We start from the raw sequence: 20690 nt of genomic DNA, 5'->3' as shown, positions 1-20690 counted from the left end.
CCACCCCCGCCACCGCCGCCGCCATCCTGCCGGCCGTCGCCGACGGTCGACCGGCGTGGGCGGGCTGGGCACGCCTGCCGCGCGAGGCCCGCGACACCCTGTTCCAACTCGCCGTGATCGCCTGGACCATCCTGCCGCACGCGGCGCACCTGCCGTTCTGGTGCGTCGGTCTGGCCGCCGTGGTGCTGTTCTGGCGGGCCTCCATCGCCCTCACCAACGGCGCCCTGCCCGGCCGCGGCGCGCTGTTCACCGTGATGGCCATCGCCGTGGCGCTGACGCTGTGGACCGAACGCACGCTGCTGGGCAAGGAGGCCGGCGTGTCGATGCTGGTGGTGCTGCTGTCGCTGAAGACGCTCGAGATGCGCGGGCGGCGCGATGCGCTGGTGGTGTTCTTCCTCGGCTTCTTCCTGGTGCTGACGCATTGCCTGTACTCGCAGTCGCTGCTCATGGCGTTCTCGATGGCGGTGTCCACCTGGGGCCTGCTCACGGCCCAGGTGCTGGCCAGCATGCCGGTGGGCAAGCCGCCGCTGAAGCGCGCCGCCGGCATCGCGGCACGATCGGCGCTGCTCGGGCTGCCGCTGATGGCGGCGCTGTTCCTGCTGTTTCCCCGCATCGGCCCGCTGTGGGGGCTGCCGCAGGACGCCATCGGCCGCACCGGCCTGTCGGGCACCATGCGCATGGGCGGCGTGGCCCAGGTCGCCAACGACGACAGCATCGCCTTCCGGGTGCGCTTCGCCAATGGCAGCCCGCCCTCGTCCCTGCTGTACTTCCGCGGGCCCGTGCTGTCGCGCTTCGACGGTGTCGAGTGGACCTCGACGCCCGGGGTGCTGCGCCCGGGACGACCGTTCTCGCCCGAACTGCGCGTGTTCGGCCCGGGCCGGCCTTACGAGATGATCGTCGAGCCGATCCGGCTGCCCCTGCTGCCGCTGCTCGAACTCACGCCCCCGCCCGCCGCCGACGCGCCGATGCTGCCCGGTTGGACGCTGCGGCTCGACCCCGAACTGCGCTGGCAGGCCGACCGCCTGATCGCCGAGCGCGTGCGCCTGACGGCCCAGGCGCACACCCGTTTCGAGCACGGCCCGACCGAGGTGCAGCCCTGGCTGGCCGCCCTCACCGACCTGCCGCCCGACAGCAACCCCCGCGCGGCGGCCTGGGCCCGGCAGTGGCGGGTCGAGCAGGGGCTGACGGCGGCCAACCCCGATGCGCTGGCCACGGCGCTGATGCGCCACATCCGCACCGAGAAGTTCAGCTACACGCTGGCGCCGGGCGAGTACGGCCGCGATGCCGTCGATGAGTTCTGGTTCGACCGGCGCGAGGGCTTCTGCGAACACTTTGCAGCCAGCTTCGTCGTGATGATGCGCGCGCTCAGCGTGCCGGCACGCGTGGTCACCGGCTACCAGGGTGCCGAGCCGCCCGACGCCGACGGCTGGCAGGTGGTGCGCCAGAGCCATGCCCATGCCTGGGCCGAGTACTGGCAACCCGGCACCGGCTGGCGCCGGGCCGACCCCACGGCCGCGGTCGCGCCCGAACGGGTGTCCACCGGGCGCCAGCTGCCACCGGCCCGGGGCCTGATGGCCGACGCACTGCAGAACGTCAATCCCGAGCTGGCCGGCCAGATCCGCCGGGCCTGGGAACTGGTGGACAACCGCTGGAACCAGTGGGTGATGAGCTATTCGCGCACACGGCAGTTCGACCTGCTGGAATCGATCGGCTTCACCGCGCCATCGTGGCAGGACCTGCTGCTGGTGATGATGGTGCTGGTCAGCGTGGTGGCGTCCACCGCCGCGGTGTGGGCCTGGCTCGACCGCCGTCGGGTCGATCCCTGGGCGCGCCTGCATGGCCGGCTGCGCGAGGCCCTGCGCCGCGCCGGGGTCGAGTCGCAAGCGCAGGACGGCCCGCGGGCACTGGCCCGGCGGGTGCGCGAGCGACTGGGCCCCACGGCCGAACCCCTGGCCGAGTGGCTGGAGCGGCTCGACCTGCTGCGCTACGGCCCCGACGGACGGCACGTCCCGGGCGCCGACTGGACCCGCGAATTCGACCAGCGGCTCGGCGCCCAACGGCGACAGGCCGCGGCAGCCGGGACCGACGCGGCCCACGGCGGGGCGCGATAATCCGCCGATGTCCCGGACCGTCCTCCGCCCGCCGCGCGGCGCATCGCCATCGGGCCTGCCGCACCCTCGTCGCCTGGCCACCGCGATGTCGTGTTGGGGCCTGGCGGCCCTGGTCGCGGCGCTCGGCCAGGCTGCGCCGGCGGACGCCGCCCCGCGCGCGCGCCCGGCCGCGTCGGCGGTGCGCAGCGACCAGGCGCCCGACGTCGTCACCTATGGCCGGCGCGAAGACGTGCTGCGCTTTGCCGCCGAGGTGGCAGAACTGCATCAGCTCGACCGCGCATGGGTCGAGGCCGCCCTGGCCGAGGCGCGCTTCCAGCCCACGGTGGCTCGCCTCATCATGCCGCCGCCTGCCGGCACGGCCAAGAACTGGGCCGCCTACCGCGCCCGCTTCGTCGAGCCGCAGCGCATCCGCGCCGGGCTGGCGTTCTGGTCGGCCCACCAATCGTGGCTCGAGGCGGCCGAGCGGCAGTACGGCGTGCCGGCCGAGGTGGTGGTCGGCATCATCGGCGTCGAGACCTACTACGGCCGCATGATGGGCAACTTCCGTGTGCTCGACGCGCTGGCCACGCTGGCCTTCGACTTCCCGCGCGGCCGCAAAGACCGCAGCGCCTTCTTCCGCGAAGAGCTCGGCCACTTCCTGGCGATGGCCCAGCGCGAGGGCGTGGCGCCGCAAGGCATCAAGGGCTCGTACGCCGGTGCCGTCGGCCTGGGCCAGTTCATGCCCGGCAGCATCGCGCGCTACGCCGTCGACTTCGACCGCGACGGCCATATCGACATGGCCGGCAGCGCGGCCGACGTGATCGGCAGCGTGGCGCACTACCTGGCCTCGTTCGGCTGGAAACCCGGGCTGCCCACCCACTATGCGGTCGAGCCGCCCAACGACATCTCCGAGCGCGCCACGCTGCTGCTGCCCGACATCCTGCCCAGCTTCACCGCCGACGAGATGGCCGCGCATGGCGCCGTGCTGACCGAAGAAGGACGCGGCCATGACGGCCCGCTGGCGCTGGTCGAGCTGCACAACGGCGCCGCCGCGCCCAGCCACGTGGCAGGCACGCAGAACTTCTATGCGGTCACGCGCTACAACTGGTCGAGCTACTACGCGCTGGCGGTGATCGAGCTCGGCCGCGCCATCAAGCTGCAGCGCCTGCTGCCCTGATCAGCCGCGGCGCAGCCGGCCGGCCAGCGTCACCGCGCCCAGCACCAGCGCGCCGGCCACGATGCCCACCAGCGCATCGGCCAGCAGCGGCCACACCGTCGACAGCGCCGGCCCGACCGCCGCCCCCACGGCCTCACCCACGGCGACCACCGCATGGTGCAGCGGCGCAAAGCCATGCACCAGGATGCCGCCGCCCACCAGGAACATCGCCGCGGTGCCGGCCACCGACAGGGCCTTCATCAGCCACGGTGCGCCGGCCAGCAGCAGCGCCCCCAGGCGCCGGGCCATCGCCCCGCGCTGGCGGGTCAGCCACAGCCCGGCGTCGTCGAGCTTGACAATGCCGGCGACGAAGCCGTAGACGCCCACCGTCATCACCAGCGCGATGCCCGCGACCACAATCACACGCTGCATCATCGGTGCAGTGGCCACCGTGCCCAGCGTGATGGCGATGATCTCGGCCGAGAGGATGAAGTCGGTGCGCACCGCGCCCTTGATCTTGTCGCGCTCGAAGGCCATCAGGTCGACCGCCGGGTCGACCACCGCCTTCACCAGCGCCTCCTTCGCAGCCGCGTCCTCGGCGGCGCTGTGCAGCAGCTTGTGCGCCAGCTTCTCGAAGCCTTCGTAGCACAGGAAGGCGCCGCCCACCATCAGCAGCGGCGTCACCGCCCAGGGCGCGAAGGCGCTGATCACCAGCGCCAGCGGCACCAGGATGAGCTTGTTCAGCAGCGAGCCCTTGGCCACCGCCCACACCACCGGCAGCTCGCGGTCGGCCGCCACGCCGGCCACCTGCTGGGCATTGAGCGCCAGGTCGTCGCCCAGCACGCCGGCGGTCTTCTTGGCCGCCACCTTGGTCATCACGGCCACGTCGTCGAGCACGGTGGCGATGTCGTCGAGCAGGGCAAGCAGGCTGGTGGCCATGGGTGGGTTCAGGAGAGAGTGAAGGGAATGGATGGGCAGGCGCCGCGGCTCAATCGTGCCGCAACGCCTCGGCCGGCGCCAGCCGGCTGGCGCGCCAGCTGGGGTACAGCGTGGCGACGAAGGCCAGCGCCAGCGAGATGGCGGCGATCGGCAGCACGTCGCCCACCCGAGGGTCGCTGGGCATGCGGTCGATCAGGTAGATGCTGCGGTCGAGGAAGCGGGTGCCCAGCAGCCGCTCGAGCGCCGGCACGATGACGTCGATGTTCAGCGCCACGCCCAGGCCCAGCGCCACGCCGCCGGCGGTGCCGACCAGGCCGCTGGCCGCGCCCTGCGCCATGAAGATGCCCATCACCGAACGCGGGCTGGCCCCCAGCGTGCGCAGGATGGCGATGTCGGAGCGCTTGTCGGTCACCGTCATCACCAGCGTCGACACCAGGTTGAAGGCGGCCACGGCGACGATCAGCGTCAGGATCAGGGCCATCATGCGCTTCTGCAGCCGCACCGATTCGAACCAGATGCGGTTGCTGCGCGTCCAGTCGCGCACCTCGACGTGCGAGCCCAGCACGGCGGCCAGGTCGGCCGCCGCCTGCGGGGCGGCGTCGAGGTCGGCCAGCCGCACCTGCAGGCCGGCCGGGCCGGGCAGGCCGAACTGCGTGGCGGCGTCCTGCAGGTGCACCAGGGCCAGCGAGCTGTCGTACTCGTGGTGACCGCTGTCGAAGGTGCCGACCACCGTGTAGGCAGTGAAGCGTGGGGCGGCACTGGCCGTGGCCCCGGGCTGCACCAGCGTCACCGAGCCGCCTTCGGACACCGCGAGTTCGCGCGCCAGTTCGGCCCCCAGCACGATGCGGCGCGATCCCGGCTCCAGGCGCTTCAGCACGGTGTCGCGCAGTTCGCGGGCCAGCGGCAGCACCTCGGCCTCGCGCACCGGGTCGATGCCGCGCACCAACGCGCCGCGCAGCTTCTCGCCGCGGCCCAGCATCGCCGGCATCGCCAGGAAGGGCGCCACGCCCAGCACGCCGGGCTGCTTGCGCAGGGCCTCGGCCAACTCGTCGGCCTTGGGCAGCGACAGCTCGTGGCGCTCGACGATCTCGACATGCGCCACCACGCCCAGCATGCGCTCGCGCACCTCGCGCTGGAAGCCGTTCATCACCGACAACACCACGATCAGCGCGGCCACGCCCAGCGCGATGCCCAGCATGGCCACCGCGGCGATGAAGGACACGAAGCGGTTGCCCCGCACCCCGCGACCGGCACGCAGGTAGCGCCAGCCGACCTGCCATTCGTAGGACAGGTTCATCGCGATCGCGGGCCGGCGCCGTGCATTGCGCTCAGCGCACCAGTTGCAGCGTGTCGGCGCAGCGCGCGGCCAGCGCCGCGTCGTGGGTGACCACGACGATGGCCATGCCCTGCTCGCGCGCGCAGGCCAGCATCAGCTCGAACACCGCGTCGGCGGTGGCGCGGTCGAGGTTGCCGGTGGGCTCGTCGGCCAGCACGCAGGCCGGCTCGGTGACCAGCGCGCGGGCGATCGCCACGCGCTGGCGCTCGCCGCCCGACAGCTGCGCCGGGTGGTGTGCGGTGCGGTCGGTCAGGCCCACGCGCGCCAGCGCGGCGGCGGCGCGCTGCCGCGCCTGGGCCGTGGGCAGGCGGCGAATGCGCAGCGGCATCGCCACGTTGTCCAGCGCGCTGAACTCGGGCAGCAGGTGGTGGAACTGATAGACGAAGCCCAGGTGCAGGTTGCGCCAGCGGCCCTGCTCGGCGGCGTCCAGCGTGGCCAGGTCGCGGCCCATCAGCTCGACCCGGCCCGAGGTGGGTGCCTCCAGCCCGCCCAGCAGGTGCAGCAGCGTGCTCTTGCCCGAGCCCGAGGCGCCGACGATGGCCAGCGTCTGGCCGCGCCGAACCTGCAGGCTCACGCCGCGCAGCACGGTCACGTCCAGCGCGTCGGCGCCGCGGCCCTCCTGGAAGCGCTTGTGCAGGTCCACTGCCTCGAGTACCACGTCACCAGGAAGCGCCGGGCCGCCCCAAGCTTCCTGGACCCCCTCGGGGGGCGGGTTGGGCGAAGCCCGGCCCTGGGGGCTCTCACTCATATCGCAGGGCCTCGGCCGGGTTGATGCGGCTGGCGCGCCAGCTCGGGTACAGCGTGGCCACGAAGGCCAGCACCAGCGAGACCACGGCGATCGGCCACACGTCGCCCATCTGCGGGTCGCTGGGCATGCGGCTGATCAGGTAGATGCTGCCCGGCAGGAAGGCCACGCCCAGCGCACGCTCGATCGCCGGCACGATGGTGTCGATGTGGTGGGCCACCAGCAGGCCGGTGGCCACGCCGCCCACGGTGCCGAGGATGCCGCTGGTGGCCCCCTGCACGACGAAGATGCCCATCACCGAGCGCGGGCTGGCGCCCAGCGTGCGCAAGATGGCGATGTCGGCGCGTTTGTCGGTCACGGTCATCACCAGCGTGGACACCAGGTTGAAGGCGGCCACCGCGACGATCAGCGTCAGGATGATGCCCATCATGCGCTTCTCGATCTGCACCGCGTCGAACCAGTGGCGGTTGCTGCGCGTCCAGTCGCGCACCTCGACGCTCTTGCCCAGCGCGGCGGCGAGCTGCTCGCCCACCGCCCGCGCGGTCTGCACCTTGGCCAGCCGCAGCTGCACGCCGGTGGGGCCCTCGACGCGGTACAGCCGCGCCGCGTCGTCGAGGTGGATCATCGCCAGGCTGCTGTCGTACTCGTAGTGGCCCGATTCGAAGGTGCCGACCACGGTGAAGGCCTTCAGCCGCGGCACCACGCCGGCCGGCGTGACCTGGCCACCGGGGGCGATCAGCGTGACCGTGTCGCCCTCGCGCACGCGCAGCGCCCGCGCCAGCTCGAGGCCCAGCACGATGCGCCAGGCGCCGGGTTGCAGCTGCGCCAGCGTGGTGTCGCGCAGCCGGCGGGCGATGTCGGTGACACCGGCCTCCTCGGCCGGCACGATGCCGCGCACCAGCGCGCCCTGCAGGGCCTCGCCATGCGACAGCAGCGACTGCACCGCGATGAAGGGCGCCGCGCCGACCACGGCCGGGTTCTGCCGCGCCTGCGCCGCGGTGGCGCGCCAGTCGGCCAGCGCCTCGCCCTGCGGGTCGACCACCTCGACGTGCGCCACCACCGACAGCATGCGGTCGCGCACCTCCTTCTGGAAGCCGTTCATCACCGACAGCACGATGATCAGCGCCGCCACGCCCAGGCCGATGCCGAGCATCGACACACCGCTGATGAAGGAGATGAATCCGTTGCGAAGGCCGGCACGACCGGCCCGCGTGTAGCGCCAGCCGATCTGCCACTCATAGGGCCAGTTCATGGGAAGGGGATGCTAACAGCGGCACTTCGCCCGGTCTGTGCGCGGCCGATAATGCGGGCTCATGCACCTGATCGTTCCCTTCGCCGGCGCCCTGTCCGAGGCCGGCCGGCACGCCCTGCAATCGCTCGCGCTGCCGAACCTGGAGCGTCTGCTGTCGCGGCTGACGCCGGTGCACAGCCTCGGCAGCGACGAATACAGCCTGAGCCCGCCGCACGAGCTGGCGCTGGCCGCCGCACGCGGCTGGCCGCTGGCCGACGGCGCCCTGCCCTGGGCCGCCGACGCTGCGTCGCAGGCCGGCCTGCAGGTGGCCGACCACGCCTGGGCCCGCCTGACGCCGGTGCACCTGCACCTGGGCACCGACCATGTCACGCTCACCGACCCGGCCGCGCTGTCGCTGGACGACGCCGACTCGCGCCTGTTGTTCGAGGCGGTGCGGTCGCTGTTCGAGACCGAGGGCTTCGGCCTGCACTGGGTGGCCGCCGACACCTGGCTGGCCACCCACCCACTGTTCGACGGCCTGGCCACCGCGTCGCTGGACCGCGTCATCGGCCGCAACGTGGATGCCTGGCTGCCCGACCAACGCTCGGCGCGCCTGCTGCGCCGACTGCAGAACGAGGTGCAGATGCTGCTGTACACCCACCCGAAGAACGATGCCCGCGAGGCCGCGGGCCTGCCCACGGTGAACTCGTTCTGGTGCAGCGGCAGCGGCCGCGCGGCGCCGCCGACCGAGCCCGCCACCGCGGCCACCGTCGACGACCGCCTGCGCGCCCCCGCGCTGGGCGACGACTGGGCGGCCTGGTGCGAGGCCTGGCGCGCACTCGACGCCGGCCCGCTGGCCAGGCTGGCCAACCACCCCGAGGCCATGCTGACACTGTGCGGCGAGCGCCGCGCCACCCGCTTCGAGCCGCGCCCGCGCAGCCTGTGGCAACGCGTGACGGCCAGCTTCCAACGCGTGCCGGCCACCCAGGCCCTGGAGGCCCTGTGACGCCACAACTGCTGCTGCGAGACGTGCCGCCCCGCGTGGCCTTCGCGCTCGAGCAGTCGGGCGTGCACCCGCTGCTGGCGCGGCTGTTCGCGGCGCGCGGCGTGCGCTCGCCGGACGATCTCGACGACGGCCTGGCCCGCCTGCTGCCGCCCGAAGGGCTGAAAGGCACGGCCGAGGCCGCGCGCCTGCTGGCCGATGCCATCGACGCCGGCCTTCGGCTGTGCATCGTGGCCGACTACGACTGCGACGGCGCCACCGCCTGCGCCGTCGCGCTGCGCGGCCTGGCGCTGCTGGGCGCCGCGCCCGACACCCTGCACTACGTGGTGCCCGACCGCCAGGTGCATGGCTACGGCCTCACCCCCGCCATCGTCGACCTGGCGCGCGCGCTGAACCCGCAGGTGCTGGTCACCGTGGACAACGGCATCGCCAGCGTGGCCGGCGTGGCCCATGCACGCGCGGCCGGGCTGCAGGTGCTGGTCACCGACCACCACCTGCCGGCGCAGGGCGCCGAGGGCATCGAGCTGCCCGACGCCGACGTCATCGTCAACCCCAGCCAGCCCGGTTGCGGTTTCGAGAGCAAGTCGCTCGCCGGCGTCGGCGTGATGTTCTACGTGCTGCTGGCGCTGCGCGCCGAGCTGCGCGCGCGCGGCCGCTTCGACGCGGCCAGCCAGCCGCGGCTCGATGCGCTGCTCGACCTGGTGGCGCTGGGCACCGTCGCCGACGTGGTGCGGCTCGACGGCAACAACCGCCGGCTCGTCGCACAGGGCCTGAAGCGCATCCGCTCTGGGCGCATGCAGCCCGGCGTGGCGGCGCTGTTCGCGGCGGCCGGCCGGGCGCCGCACAAGGCCTCGGCCTTCGACTTCGGCTTTGCCCTGGGGCCGCGCATCAACGCCGCCGGCCGGCTGGCCGACATGACGCTGGGCATCGAGTGCCTGCGCACCGACGACCCGGCACGCGCGGCCGACCTGGCGGCGCAGCTGGACGCCATCAACCGCGAGCGGCGCGAGGTCGAGGCCGGCATGCGCGAGCAGGCGGCGCTGCGGCTCGACGCGCTGATGCCCAGCGGCGAGCCGCCGCCGGCGCTGGTGCTGTTCGATGCCGAGTTCCACGAGGGCGTGGTCGGCATCGTCGCCGGGCGCCTGAAGGACCGGTTGCACCGGCCCACCTTCGTCTTCGCCCGCGGTGCCGACGGCGCGCTGAAGGGCTCGGGCCGCTCGATCGCCGGCTTCCACCTGCGCGACGCGCTCGACCTGGTGGCCAAGCGCTGCCCGGGCCTGCTGCTGCGCTTCGGCGGCCACGCGATGGCGGCCGGCTGCACGCTGGCCGAATCGGGCCTGGAGGCTTTCGACCAGGCACTGCAGCAGGTGGCGCGCGAGTGGCTGCTGCCCGCCGCGCTGGACCGCAAGCTGTCCACCGACGGCCCGCTGCCGGTGGAGTACTTCAATGCCGAGACGGTGCTGCGGCTCGACGCGCAGGTGTGGGGCCAGGGTTTCGAGGCGCCGCTGTTCTGCGACGAGGTCGACGTGCTGCAGCAGCGCCTGGTCGGCGAGAAGCACCTGAAACTTCGCGTGCGCCACGCCGGCACGCTGCGCGACGCGATCTGGTTCGGCCATGCCGAGCCGGTGCCCGCGCGCGTGCGGCTGGCCTATCGCCTGAGCCTGGACGAGTACCAGGGCCAGGTGCGCATCCAAATGGTGGTGGAGGCTGCCGCATGATGACACCCATTCGACGCGTCCATGGGGTCTCGAGCCCGCGGGTCTCGGGGTTCCTGGCGATCGGCCTCGTGCTTTGCGCCCTGTCTGGCCCGGCCCGTGCCGAGCCCAAGGTCGAGACCGTGGCCCACGGCCTGGTCAACCCCTGGGGCCTGGCCTTCCTGCCCGACGGGCGTTTCCTCGTCAGCGAGCGGCCCGGGCGGCTGCGCCTCATTGGCGCCGATGGCCGCCTCGGCCCGCCGCTGGCCGGCCTGCCCCCCGTGGTGGCCGAAGGCCAGGGCGGCCTGCTCGACGTGGCGCTCGACCCGGCCTTCGCCACCAACCGCTGGGTCTACTGGAGCTACAGCGAGCCCGGCGAGGCCGGCACCAACGGCACCGCGGTGGCCCGCGGCCGGCTGGACGGCGATCGACTGGCCGACGTGCAGGTGATCTTCCGCCAGCTGCCCAAGGTGGCCAGCCGGCAGCACTTCGGCTCGCGCCTGGCCTTCGCGCCCGATGGGCGCCTGTTCGTCACGCTGGGCGACCGCTTCTCGCGCAAGGACGACGCGCAGCGCCTGGACAACCACCTCGGCAAGGTGGTGCGCATCGAAGCCGACGGCAAGGTGCCGGCCGACAACCCCTTCATCGGCCGCGCCGATGCGAGGCCCGAGCTGTGGAGCTATGGCCACCGCAACGTGCAGGGCGCGGCCATCCACCCGGGCACCGGCGCGCTGTGGACGCACGAACACGGCCCGCAGGGCGGCGACGAGCTCAACATCGACGCCCGAGGCGGCAACCACGGCTGGCCGGTGATCACCTTTGGCCGCAACTACGGCATCGGCACCCGCATCGGCGACGGCACCGAGCGCGCCGACGTGGTGGCGCCAGTGGCGCACTGGGTACCCACCTCGATCGCGCCCAGCGGCATGGCCTTCCTGACGAGCGATCGTTACCCGGGCTGGAAGGGCAACCTCTTCATCGGCGCGCTGCGCGCCGAATCGCTGCTTCGCCTGGAAATCGACGGCAACAAGGTGGTGCGAGAAACCCGGCTGCTGCCCACCTTGAACGAGCGCATCCGAGACGTGCGCCAAGGCCCCGACGGCTGGCTTTACCTGCTCACCGACAACGCCGACGGCCGCCTGCTGCGACTGCGCCCCTGACCAGGCCGTATGCCGGCACCGCTGCAAGACCCGTTGGCGGCCTTGCATGCGGGCGCTTTCTGCAATCCAGCGGTGCGCCTGGTCAAGGCCGACCTGCCTTGCCATTCCACCCGCTCCAACGGCATCCTCTCAGGTGCTGGCCCCGCGCGTCAGGGCCGGCAGTGTCGATCTGTGGGCCCCACCGACCACGATGAACTGGGCGGACTGGCACCCGTCGGCATCGGCGGCGCCTTCGACCGCGCGCTGCGCCAGGCGAGCATGCCCAGCCCGGCAGGGAACACTCACTTTGCGCGCTACGGTCGCGGTGGACGGCGCTGGCCAACCGCATGCGGCCCCATCCTTACGGCTAGGTCGTACTGGCCATCTTGTCAAGCGCTGGTGTCGACAGCCGATGATCCTGCATGCCGAATCTGTGGGTTATCACACACGGGCGCAGGCTTGTGACCATCAAGCTGGCCTAGGATAGGCGCCGAGAGGCCGGACGTCAGACCACTGAGGAGGTGGCGCGTCCACGGTTGGTGCTGTACGGGTCGAGCCTTCGCTCCTGTCGACTGACGCGCGCGCCTCATGTTCGCGAGGAGTCGACGTTGCACACCCAGCTTTCCGTCCCGGCCACCGGGAAGACGCACTGCCACGGCATCGGGCTCGGGCGAATCCGGCGATTCCTTCTGAGTGACCTGATCCTCCTGCTGCTGCTGGCCGGCGGAGCGGGATCGGCATCCGCCCAGGTCACCGTCAACCAGATCCTGTTTCCCAGCAACATCGGGCGCACGCTCGATGCGGTGGTGACGATCGACTACACGCGCACCAACGCTGCGGCCGCCACCATCAGCACCGTCATCCCGCCGCAGCTCAGCGTGAACCCGCCGGCGCCGCCCGCCGGCTGCTCGGTGGTCGGCAGCGCGGTTGACTGCGTGGTGCCCGCCGGCGCGGCCGGCGACAGCGGCACGCTGACCTTCCAGGTGCGAGGCGCCACGCTGGGCGCCTTCAGCCTGGTCGCCACCGGCACCGGCGGCTCCAATGCCAGCAACACCGGCACGGTGCGCAGTTCGGGTGAGCTGACGATCCTGAAGTCCCGGTCGCCGGCAGCCGGCAATCTGCTGGCTGGCCAGAGCACCACCTTCACCCTTCAGCCGCAGATCGCCGCGGGCGCGGACGACCTGCCGCTGGGCGCGACTCTGACGGTGACCGATCAGTTGCCGGGCACGCTGACCGACTTCACGGTCAGCGCCGTCAACGGCGGCATCGCCAGCTGCAGCACCGTGGCCAGCGCCAACGCCACACGCACGGTCACCTGCACCTACAGCGGCGCGCTGTCCGCCGCCGCCATCAGCGGCTCGACGATCACCGTCACCGGCCGACCTGGTACCAACGGCAACTTCACCAACGTCGGTTCGATCGCCGCCGACCAGGCGACCTACTTCGACCGCGACATCAACAACAACACCGCCAACGTCAACTACACGGTGGACCCGGCCAGCGACGTGCAGGCCCTGGGCAGCTTCGTCGGCACGCCAGTGCTCACGGGCAGCACGCAGACGCTGACGCTCACCTATCGAAACAACGGCCCGATGAACCTGCCGGCGGGCGGCACCATCACCACCACCATCCCGGCCGATTTCACCGTAAATGCGCTGCCGGCCAATTGCACCGGGCCAGCCACGGGCGTCGTGCTCGCGGCGCCAGCCGTGCTGACCTGCACCACCACGGGGCCGGTGCTCGCCGGCGCGACGCAAGGCTTCGCCATCCCGTTGACGATGCCGGCCAGCAGCGCATCGGGCAACTTCGTGGTCACGGTCGCGCCGCCGGCCGGCTATGGCGATGCCAACCCGGCCAACAACAGCGTGAACCTGCCCTACCAGGTGGCCGGTGCCAACGCCGACCTGCGCCTGGGCAAGAGCAAGTCACCGGCCAGCGGCCCCGTGGCCCCGGGCAGCAACATCACCACCACGCTCACCGTCACCAACGACGCCGCCAGCACCGCCGCGGCCACGTATTCCGTCGATGGCGCAGGCACGGAGATGCGCGTGGTCGACTACCTGCATCCGGAGGAAATCGCCGGCGATACCGTGAACGCCGTGACGGCGGGGTGGAACTGCGTGGTCTCCAACAATGCCGACCCGACCGACGCCACGCGCACCAAGCGCGTGGTCTGCACGCGGTCCAGCGCCGGTACGTTGGCGGCCGGCACCTCGCTGTCGGTGAGGTTCACCACCACCGTCGGCGCCGTCAGCGGCCAGGTGGCGCTGGCCAACCGCGCCTGCACCGGCGAGACGATGCTCAGCGAACTGGGACTGGGGTCGGCGCAAGGCCCGCAGCCCGTCGGCAACGGCCACGCCGGCAACGACTGCGCCACTGCAGGCAGCAACCTGATCGCCACCGACGTGATCAGCGGCCAAGCCAACGTGACCGTGCGGAAGGAATCATCCAACGACAACGCGACCTGGGTGGACAGCGCCGCCACGCCGCCTGCAATCGGCGCAGCCAACGACACACAGTACTGGCGCATCACGCTCACCACGCCTGCCGGCGGCATCCAGGCGGCCATCCCGACCCTGGTGCTGTCGGACACGCTGCCCGGCATCCTCAATACCGTTTCGCCGGGTGCGCCGGCCCCCAGCCACAAGACCCCGGCCATCGCCGTGACGACCAGCGTCACGGCCGGTTCGGCCACCGGCATTTGCCCGAACCTGGCGGCCGGCGGCAGCGCCCTGAGCTGCAACTTCACCAACGTGGCGCCCGGCACCACGGTCGTCGTCAGCTACGCGGTTCAGCGGCCCTTTGCTGCCGGCATCCTGACCAATACCGCAAGCGTGTCGTCGCCCAATGCCATCCTTGGCGGCACGCTGTCCGACAGCGCCGCCGTCATCGTGGCGCCGCGCACCGACGTGGCCGCCACCAGCAAGACCGTCACGCCCGCCACGCCGCGCGTCGGGCAGAACATCCAGTTCACGATCACTGCGCAGAACCTGGGGCCGGACGATGTCACTGCGGCTGGCGACTTCACGGTCATCGACGACCTGAACACCGACACCACGGTCGGCACCGTGGCCTTCGGCGACATCGTGGCCAACGGCGCCAACATGAGCTGTGCCGTGTCGAGCAGCGCGCTACCCGGTGAGCCGCCATTGCCTGCCACCCAGGTGCGAGTGCGATGCAGCAGCACGACGGCGGTGGCGCGCTATTCCACCCGCACCATCTCGATCACCGCGCGGGTGAGGAAGCCGGCCGTGCTGCCCGCGTCCGGCAACGCCTACACCAACCAGTCGAACAGCGCGCGCGTCGACATCCCCGACAGCACCTGCGAATGGAAGGTCGAGACGAGCACCAATGCCAACGTCTCCACCGCCTGCAACGATGCGGCCTCCACGAGCAACAACACCCGCAGCGTCAACTTCGACGTGCTGGTGCCCTCGATCGACCTGCAGCAGCGCAAGACGCGGGTGCTGCCGAGCGGGCAGACCAGCTTCGGCGTCGGCCAGCCGCTGCGCTACCGGTTCCGCATCCAGAACAACGGGCCGTCGCGCGCCGAAGGCGTGCTGATGACCGACCTGATGACGGTGCCAGCCGGCTTCACGCTGTCGGCGCCGCAAGTCCTCAACGTCAACGGCGCGGCGGCGGAAGCCGGCTATTCGCTCGATGCCGGCAAGACCGGCAGCGTCAGCTGCTCACAGTCGGCACCCAACGCCAACCTGGTGTGCATGCTGTCGGGCACGGCCGCGAACAACTTTCTCGAAGCGGGCCGCGAAGTCAACTTCGAGGTCGAACTGGCGCAGACCGGCATCTCGCTCATCCCGGTGAGCTTCCGCAACGAAGCCCTGGTCTGCGGCGACGAAACGCCGGGCTATGAATCGTCCGGCGCCTGCGACCGCGCGGCGCCGAACAACAACAACCTGGCGTCGGTCAACGACACGATCTTCCCGCGCACCGACCTGTCGATCAGCAAGGCCACCGTCACACCGCAGCCGGTCGGCATCAACCAGCCGGTGGAGTTCCGGCTCGTGGTCAGCAACCTCGGCGGCAACGACACCCAGCAGGTCCGGGTGCAGGACGTGCTGCCGCCCAACTTCGAACTGATCACCGCGGCGCCCAACGCGCCCAGCCTGGTGCTGGGCGGCTTCGTCACCCAGGTGCCCTCCACCGCCTCGGGTGCCACGCTGAACTGCACACCCACGCCGGCCGCCATCGCCGTGGTCGGTCAGAGCCAGACCGTGACCTGCGTGATCGACGCCAACCCGGGCCCGCTGGGCGCCGGGGCATTCCCCGGCAATCCCAACCCGGCCAATACCCTCACGCTGCGGCTGTTCGCCAAGCCCAAGCTCGATTTCTTCACTGGCCCCTACCTCAGCGACCGCACCAACTCGGCCTCCGTCTCGGTGGGCCTGGACGGATCGGGCAACCCGCTGTCGCTGGACTCGGTGAGCGCCAACAACAACTCGTCTTCCCCGGTGCAGGTCGGCAATGCCAGCATCGCCGGCCGGGTGTTCCAGGACCGCATCGCCAACGGTGTCCAGGACGGCAGCTTGCCGAACGAGGACGAGGGCATCGGCAACGTGACGATCACCTTGAGCGGCACCGACGCCTACGGCAACACGATCAGCCGCGCCGCCACCACCAGCGACACAGTCGGCGCCACGCGTGGCAGCTACCTGTTCGACAACCTGCCCCCCGGCACCTACCGGGTCGACGAGACCCAGCCGGCAGGCTTCGTCAACTCGCGATCGGCCACCCCGACCGTCGGCGCCAGCGCGCCCAGTGCCGGAGGCACCTATGCCTCAGTTGGCGCGGCAGGCGATTCCAGCCATTCGGCCATCGTGCTGGCCATCGGCAACGCGGCGGTGAACTACCACTTCCCCGAAGTCCGGCGCCCGTCGCTGTCCGGCTTCGTCTACATCGACAACGACGTCAACGGCGTGCGCAACGCCGGCGCCGACCCGGCCATCGCCGGTGCCACGGTGCGACTGCTCAATGCCACCACGGGTGCCGTGGTGGCCACCGCCACCACCGACGGCACGGGCTTCTACAACTTCCCGTCGCTCGATCCGTTCATCACCTACTCGCTGGAGGAACCCTTGCCGGCCGCCCCGGCGGGCCTGCGCAACGGGCCGGTCAACCCCGGACTGATCGGCGGCACGCCCTGCGCCGGCTGCACGGCGCAGGCGGGCGTCGGTGGCAGCACGGCCGACCGGATCGCGGGCATCGACCTGTCGAGCGGCTTCGACGGAACGCTGTTCAATTTCGGCGAAATCGCCAACGGCACCATCAGCGGCACGGTCTATAGCGACCGCAACCGCAGCAACACGATGGAACCCTCGCCCACCGATGGCCGGCTGGCGGGCGTGACCCTCACGCTGCATGCGGGCAATTCCTGCGCCGGTGTGCTGCTGGCCACCACCACCACCGACGCGCTGGGTGGCTATGCCTTCCCGGACCGCGCGGCAGGACAGGACTACGCAGTGTGCGAAACCCAGCCGGCAGGCTACGGCGACGGCACCACGCACCCGGGCACCAACGGCACCAGCACGCTGCCCAACGTCATCGTCATCACCAACCTGCCCAACATCGGTTCGCCCAACAACAATTTCGGCGAGGTGGCTGCCAGCCTGTCGGGCTTCGTGTTCCTGGATGCCAACAACGACGGCATTCGCGTCGGCGACATCGGCGGCGCCGGCGTCACCGTCACGCTGAGCGGGCTCGACGCCGGTGGCAGCCCGGTGAATCGCAGCACCGCCACCGATGCCAGCGGTGCCTGGCGCTTCGACGACCTCCCCGCCGCAAACGGCGCCGGCTACACGGTCACGGAACAACTGGCGCAACCGGTGATCGCCGGCCTCCTCACCGTCAACGGCAAGACCACGGTCGGTTCGCTGGGCGGCACCGCCACTGCGGTGGACACCGTGCCCAGCGCGATCCGGGCGATCCCGCTGCCGGCCGGTGGCAGCAGCGTCGAAAACAACTTTGGCGAGGTCTGGCCGCAACAGACCAGCATCTCCGGCGTCGTCTACCTGGACCGCAACCGCAACCTCACGATGGACGCCCTCCCCACGGACGACCGTCTGGGCGGTGTCGTGCTCACGCTGTACGCCCGCACGGGGTGCACTGGCGCCTCGCTCGCCACCGCGACCACCCTCCCGAACGGCACCTACCGCTTCGCCGGTCTGGCCGTCGGACAGGCCTACAGCGTCTGCGAAACCCAACCCGCCATCTACGCAGACGGCAGCACCCACCCAGGCGACAGCGGCATCAGCTCGCAACCCGATCGCATCGACATCGCGGTACTGCCGGCGGCCGGCTCCGCCGGCAACAACTTCGGCGAGGTGCCGGCGTCCATCGCCGGCCATGTCTACCTGGACATGAACAACGACGGTGCCCGCGCCGGCGATCCCGGCCTGGCTGGCGTCTCCGTCACCTTGACCGGCACTGACCTCGCCGGCAATACCGTGCGATTCACCACCACCACCGACACCCAAGGTGCGTGGGCGTTCGACCAGTTGCCCGCGTCCGACGCCGCAGGCTACACGGTCACCGAGCAGCGTGACCCGCCGCTGTACAACGGCACGGTCACCTCCAATGGACTCACCACCGCTGGCAGCCTGGGCGGCACCGCCACCCCGGTGGCCACGCTGCCCAGCGCCATCGCCGGCATCGTGCTGCCCGCTGGGTCGGCCAGCATCGAAAACAACTTCGGCGAACGCCTGGCCATTGGCGCCATCAGCGGTCGCGTCTGGCTGGACGACAACAACAACGGCCGCATCGACGGCGCAGAGCGCGGCATTGCCGGCGTCACCCTGGAATTGACTGGCACCGACGGCAGCGGGCTGCCCGTCGCGCGCAGCACCGTCACCGATTCGGAAGGCCGCTACCGCTTCGACAACCTTGCCCCAGGGACCTACAGCGTGACAGAGCCGACACAGCCCACCGGCACCGGCAACGGCGTCACGCTGGCCGGCACCATCACAGGCACCACAGTCGGCGAGGTCACGCCAGTGACCACCTTGCCGTCCGTCGTCAGCCGCATCGTGCTGCCGGGCGGAAGCGAATCCATCGACAACAACTTCGGCGAGGTGACCAACGCACCCGACCTGGTCGTCACCAAGGCCGCCAACGACGCCGCCTTCACCGTTGGCCGCGCCAGCGGATACACGCTGCGCGTGCGCAACAGCGGACAGTCGGCCACCAACGGCCCCTACACCGTCACCGATCGACTGCCCGTCGGCAGCACCCTGTCGGCCGCGCCCAGCGGCCCCGGCTGGTCATGCACCGGCGCCGTCGGCGCCAGCAGTTTCACCTGCACCTCCAGCGCAGTGCTGGCGGCCAACACCGATGCACCGGCCATCGTTGCGCCGGTGGCCATCGGCACCGCCGCCGCGGCGTCCTCGCCTGCGCTCAATGCGGTGATGGTCGAAGGCGGCGGCGAGCCCGATGCCCGCAAGCCGACCCCGACCGAACGCGATGCGGTGGTCGGCAATCCCGGCGTGCTGGCACCCTGCACCGCCGCGATCAACCAAGGCGCCTGCCGCACCAGCACCCCGGTGCAGTTGCCAGCGGCGATCTCCGGCACGGTCTGGCTGGATCAAGGCACCAAGCCCGCGCTGCTCGACACGGGCGACAGGCGACTGCCTGGCTGGCGCGTGGAGATCGTCGATCCGGCCACCCAGCAGGTGGTGGCCAGCACGGTCACCGGGCCCGATGGCCGCTACCGCATCGGCGACCTCGTGCCTGGCCTGACTTACGCAGTGCGCTTCCGCGACCCGACCACCGGCATCGTCTACGGCTACCCGGTGAACGGCGAGACGGCGCCTGATTCCTCGGGGGCCTCGTGCGTGCCGTCAGCGGTGCCGAGTTCCTGCGTGGTACGCGGCATCGACCCGCATCTCGTGGTGGTGCTGGCTCCTGGGCAGGAACTGACCCAGCAGAGCCTTCCCGTGAAGCCCACCGGCGTCGTCTACGACTCGACCACGCGGCAACCGGTGACGGGTGCCGTGGTGACCCTGGCGCCAGTGGGCAGTTGCCCGGGCTGGTCACCTGGTCAGCAGGTGGCCGGAGTGAACCTGGGTGGCTATGTCGTGAATGGCGCGTCCATCTCGATGACCACCGGCACCAACGGCCAGTACCAGTGGCTGCTCCTGCCCAATGCCCCTGCCGCCTGCGATCTGCGCCTCTCGGTCACGCCGCCGCCCGGCTACACCTTCGAGTCCACGCTGATTCCGCCGGCGACTGACGCGCTGCGGCCCTCGGGGCCGGTCGACACGGTGGTCGCCGTGCAGCCGCAGCCTGAGGCGCCCACGGGCCCGGTCGGCCCCGGCACCACTTACCACCTGACGGTGGCCATCGGCTCCGGCACGCCGGGCCTGGTGTACAACCATATCCCGCTCGACCCGTCGGTGCCTGCCGGCCTGCTGCTGCGCAAGTCTGGAGACCGCCAACTCGTCGAATTGGGCGATACCGTGCGCTACAGCATCACCCTGGCCTTGACCAGCGGCGCCGCACCCCGCCACGTCACCGTGGTCGACCGCCTGCCGGCAGGCTTCACCTACGTGGCTGGCACTGCGTCGGTGGACGGCAGGCCGATCGCCGATCCGGCCGGCGCGCCAGGTCCGAACCTCGCCTTTGAGGTCGGCGCCATGCCGGCCAGCGGCAGCCTGACGCTGGTGTACCGCGCCCGCGCCGGCGTCGGCAGCCAGCAGGGCGACGGCATCAACCGCGCCACCGGCGTGGCCTGCAACACCGGCAGCACCTGCGTCACACCGGGCAGCCTGCAGCCTCTGCCACGCAGCACGCCCAGCAATGAGGCGGTCTACCAGGTGAAGGTGGTGGGCGGCGTGTTCACCGCCGACGCCTGCGTGCTCGGCAAGGTGTTCGTCGACTGCAACGGCAACCACCTGCAGGACGCCGAAGAGCTGGGCATCCCCGGCGTGCGGCTGGTGTTGCAGGACGGCACCACGCTGGTGTCCGATGTCGAAGGCAAGTACTCGGTGTGCGGCCTGCCGCCCAGGAGCGCCGTGCTGCGCATCGACCCGTTGACGCTGCCGCGCGGCGCGCGCCTCACCACGTCGAGCAACCGCAACCTCGGTGACGCCGGCAGCCTGTGGCTGGACCTGAAGAACGGTGAGCTGCACCGCGCCGACTTCATCGAAGGCAGCTGCTCCAACACCGTGCTGGAGCAGGTCAAGGCGCGCCGCGCGCAGGGCGAGGTTTCCGCACCGGAAACCGAGAAGCGCGGCCAACCCGCCCTGCGCTTCGACAGCAAGGCGCATGGCCTCGACACCTTGCGCAGCCCGCAGCAAGGCACCGATGGTGCCAACCAGCAGGTGCCCAAGACCCGCCCCGACAGCC

Annotated in this window: 10 protein-coding genes; 6 read left to right on the top strand and 4 right to left on the bottom strand. The window is 71.4% G+C overall.

All coding sequences use genetic code 11. The annotated features are described in order from the left end of the window. Both EOINJALH_RS01600 and mltB read left to right on the top strand, forming a co-directional pair. On the top strand, positions 1-2111 hold a 2111-nt coding region (locus EOINJALH_RS01600), incomplete at its 5' end, for a DUF3488 and transglutaminase-like domain-containing protein (RefSeq protein ID WP_234413612.1). Between the two features lie 7 nt (positions 2112-2118). Further along, positions 2119-3267 carry a lytic murein transglycosylase B gene (gene mltB / locus EOINJALH_RS01595; RefSeq protein ID WP_234413611.1) on the top strand — a complete coding sequence of 383 codons (1149 nt, stop codon included), beginning with the start codon at positions 2119-2121 and terminating at the stop codon, positions 3265-3267. Here the strand turns inward: mltB and EOINJALH_RS01590 are convergent, their stop codons facing one another. The 4 genes from EOINJALH_RS01590 to EOINJALH_RS01575 all read right to left on the bottom strand — a co-directional run bounded on the left by EOINJALH_RS01590 (position 3268) and on the right by EOINJALH_RS01575 (position 7518). Beyond that, the gene (locus EOINJALH_RS01590) at positions 3268-4185 is read right to left on the bottom strand and encodes a DUF808 domain-containing protein (protein WP_088278559.1); all 918 of its coding nucleotides are present in this window, start codon (positions 4183-4185) and stop codon (positions 3268-3270) included. Positions 4186-4234: 49 nt separating this feature from the next. After that, positions 4235-5482 carry a lipoprotein-releasing ABC transporter permease subunit gene (locus EOINJALH_RS01585; protein ID WP_088278558.1) on the bottom strand — a complete coding sequence of 416 codons (1248 nt, stop codon included), beginning with the start codon at positions 5480-5482 and terminating at the stop codon, positions 4235-4237. Between the two features lie 31 nt (positions 5483-5513). Beyond that, positions 5514-6179 (bottom strand): ABC transporter ATP-binding protein, encoded by a 666-nt coding sequence (locus tag EOINJALH_RS01580; RefSeq protein WP_234413610.1) that lies wholly within the window; start codon positions 6177-6179, stop codon positions 5514-5516. An 82-nt stretch (positions 6180-6261) separates the two neighbouring features. Then, positions 6262-7518, bottom strand: a complete 1257-nt coding sequence (locus EOINJALH_RS01575) for a lipoprotein-releasing ABC transporter permease subunit (RefSeq protein WP_088278556.1) — start codon at positions 7516-7518, stop codon at positions 6262-6264. Between the two features lie 61 nt (positions 7519-7579). Between EOINJALH_RS01575 and EOINJALH_RS01570 the strand changes: the two genes are divergently transcribed. The 4 genes from EOINJALH_RS01570 to EOINJALH_RS01555 form a co-directional block, all read left to right on the top strand. Further along, positions 7580-8503 carry a hypothetical protein gene (locus EOINJALH_RS01570; protein ID WP_088278555.1) on the top strand — a complete coding sequence of 308 codons (924 nt, stop codon included), beginning with the start codon at positions 7580-7582 and terminating at the stop codon, positions 8501-8503. Continuing rightward, on the top strand, positions 8500-10218 hold the full coding sequence (gene recJ / locus EOINJALH_RS01565; protein WP_234413609.1) for a single-stranded-DNA-specific exonuclease RecJ: 1719 nt from the start codon (positions 8500-8502) through the stop codon (positions 10216-10218). Before EOINJALH_RS01570 ends, recJ begins: the two co-directional genes overlap by 4 nt. Beyond that, positions 10218-11354: a PQQ-dependent sugar dehydrogenase gene (locus EOINJALH_RS01560; protein WP_088278554.1), complete on the top strand. Its 1137-nt coding sequence runs from the start codon at positions 10218-10220 to the stop codon at positions 11352-11354. Before recJ ends, EOINJALH_RS01560 begins: the two co-directional genes overlap by 1 nt. Positions 11355-11941: 587 nt before the next feature. Continuing rightward, positions 11942-20690: SdrD B-like domain-containing protein (locus EOINJALH_RS01555; RefSeq protein WP_088278553.1), on the top strand; the 8749-nt coding region annotated here is incomplete at its 3' end.

The sequence above is a fragment of the Ideonella sp. A 288 genome (genome assembly GCF_002198735.1).
Lineage (GTDB): Bacteria > Pseudomonadota > Gammaproteobacteria > Burkholderiales > Burkholderiaceae_C > Pseudaquabacterium.
Note: the sequence above shows the minus strand (reverse complement) of the source record. Positions and strands in the feature narration are given on the sequence as shown.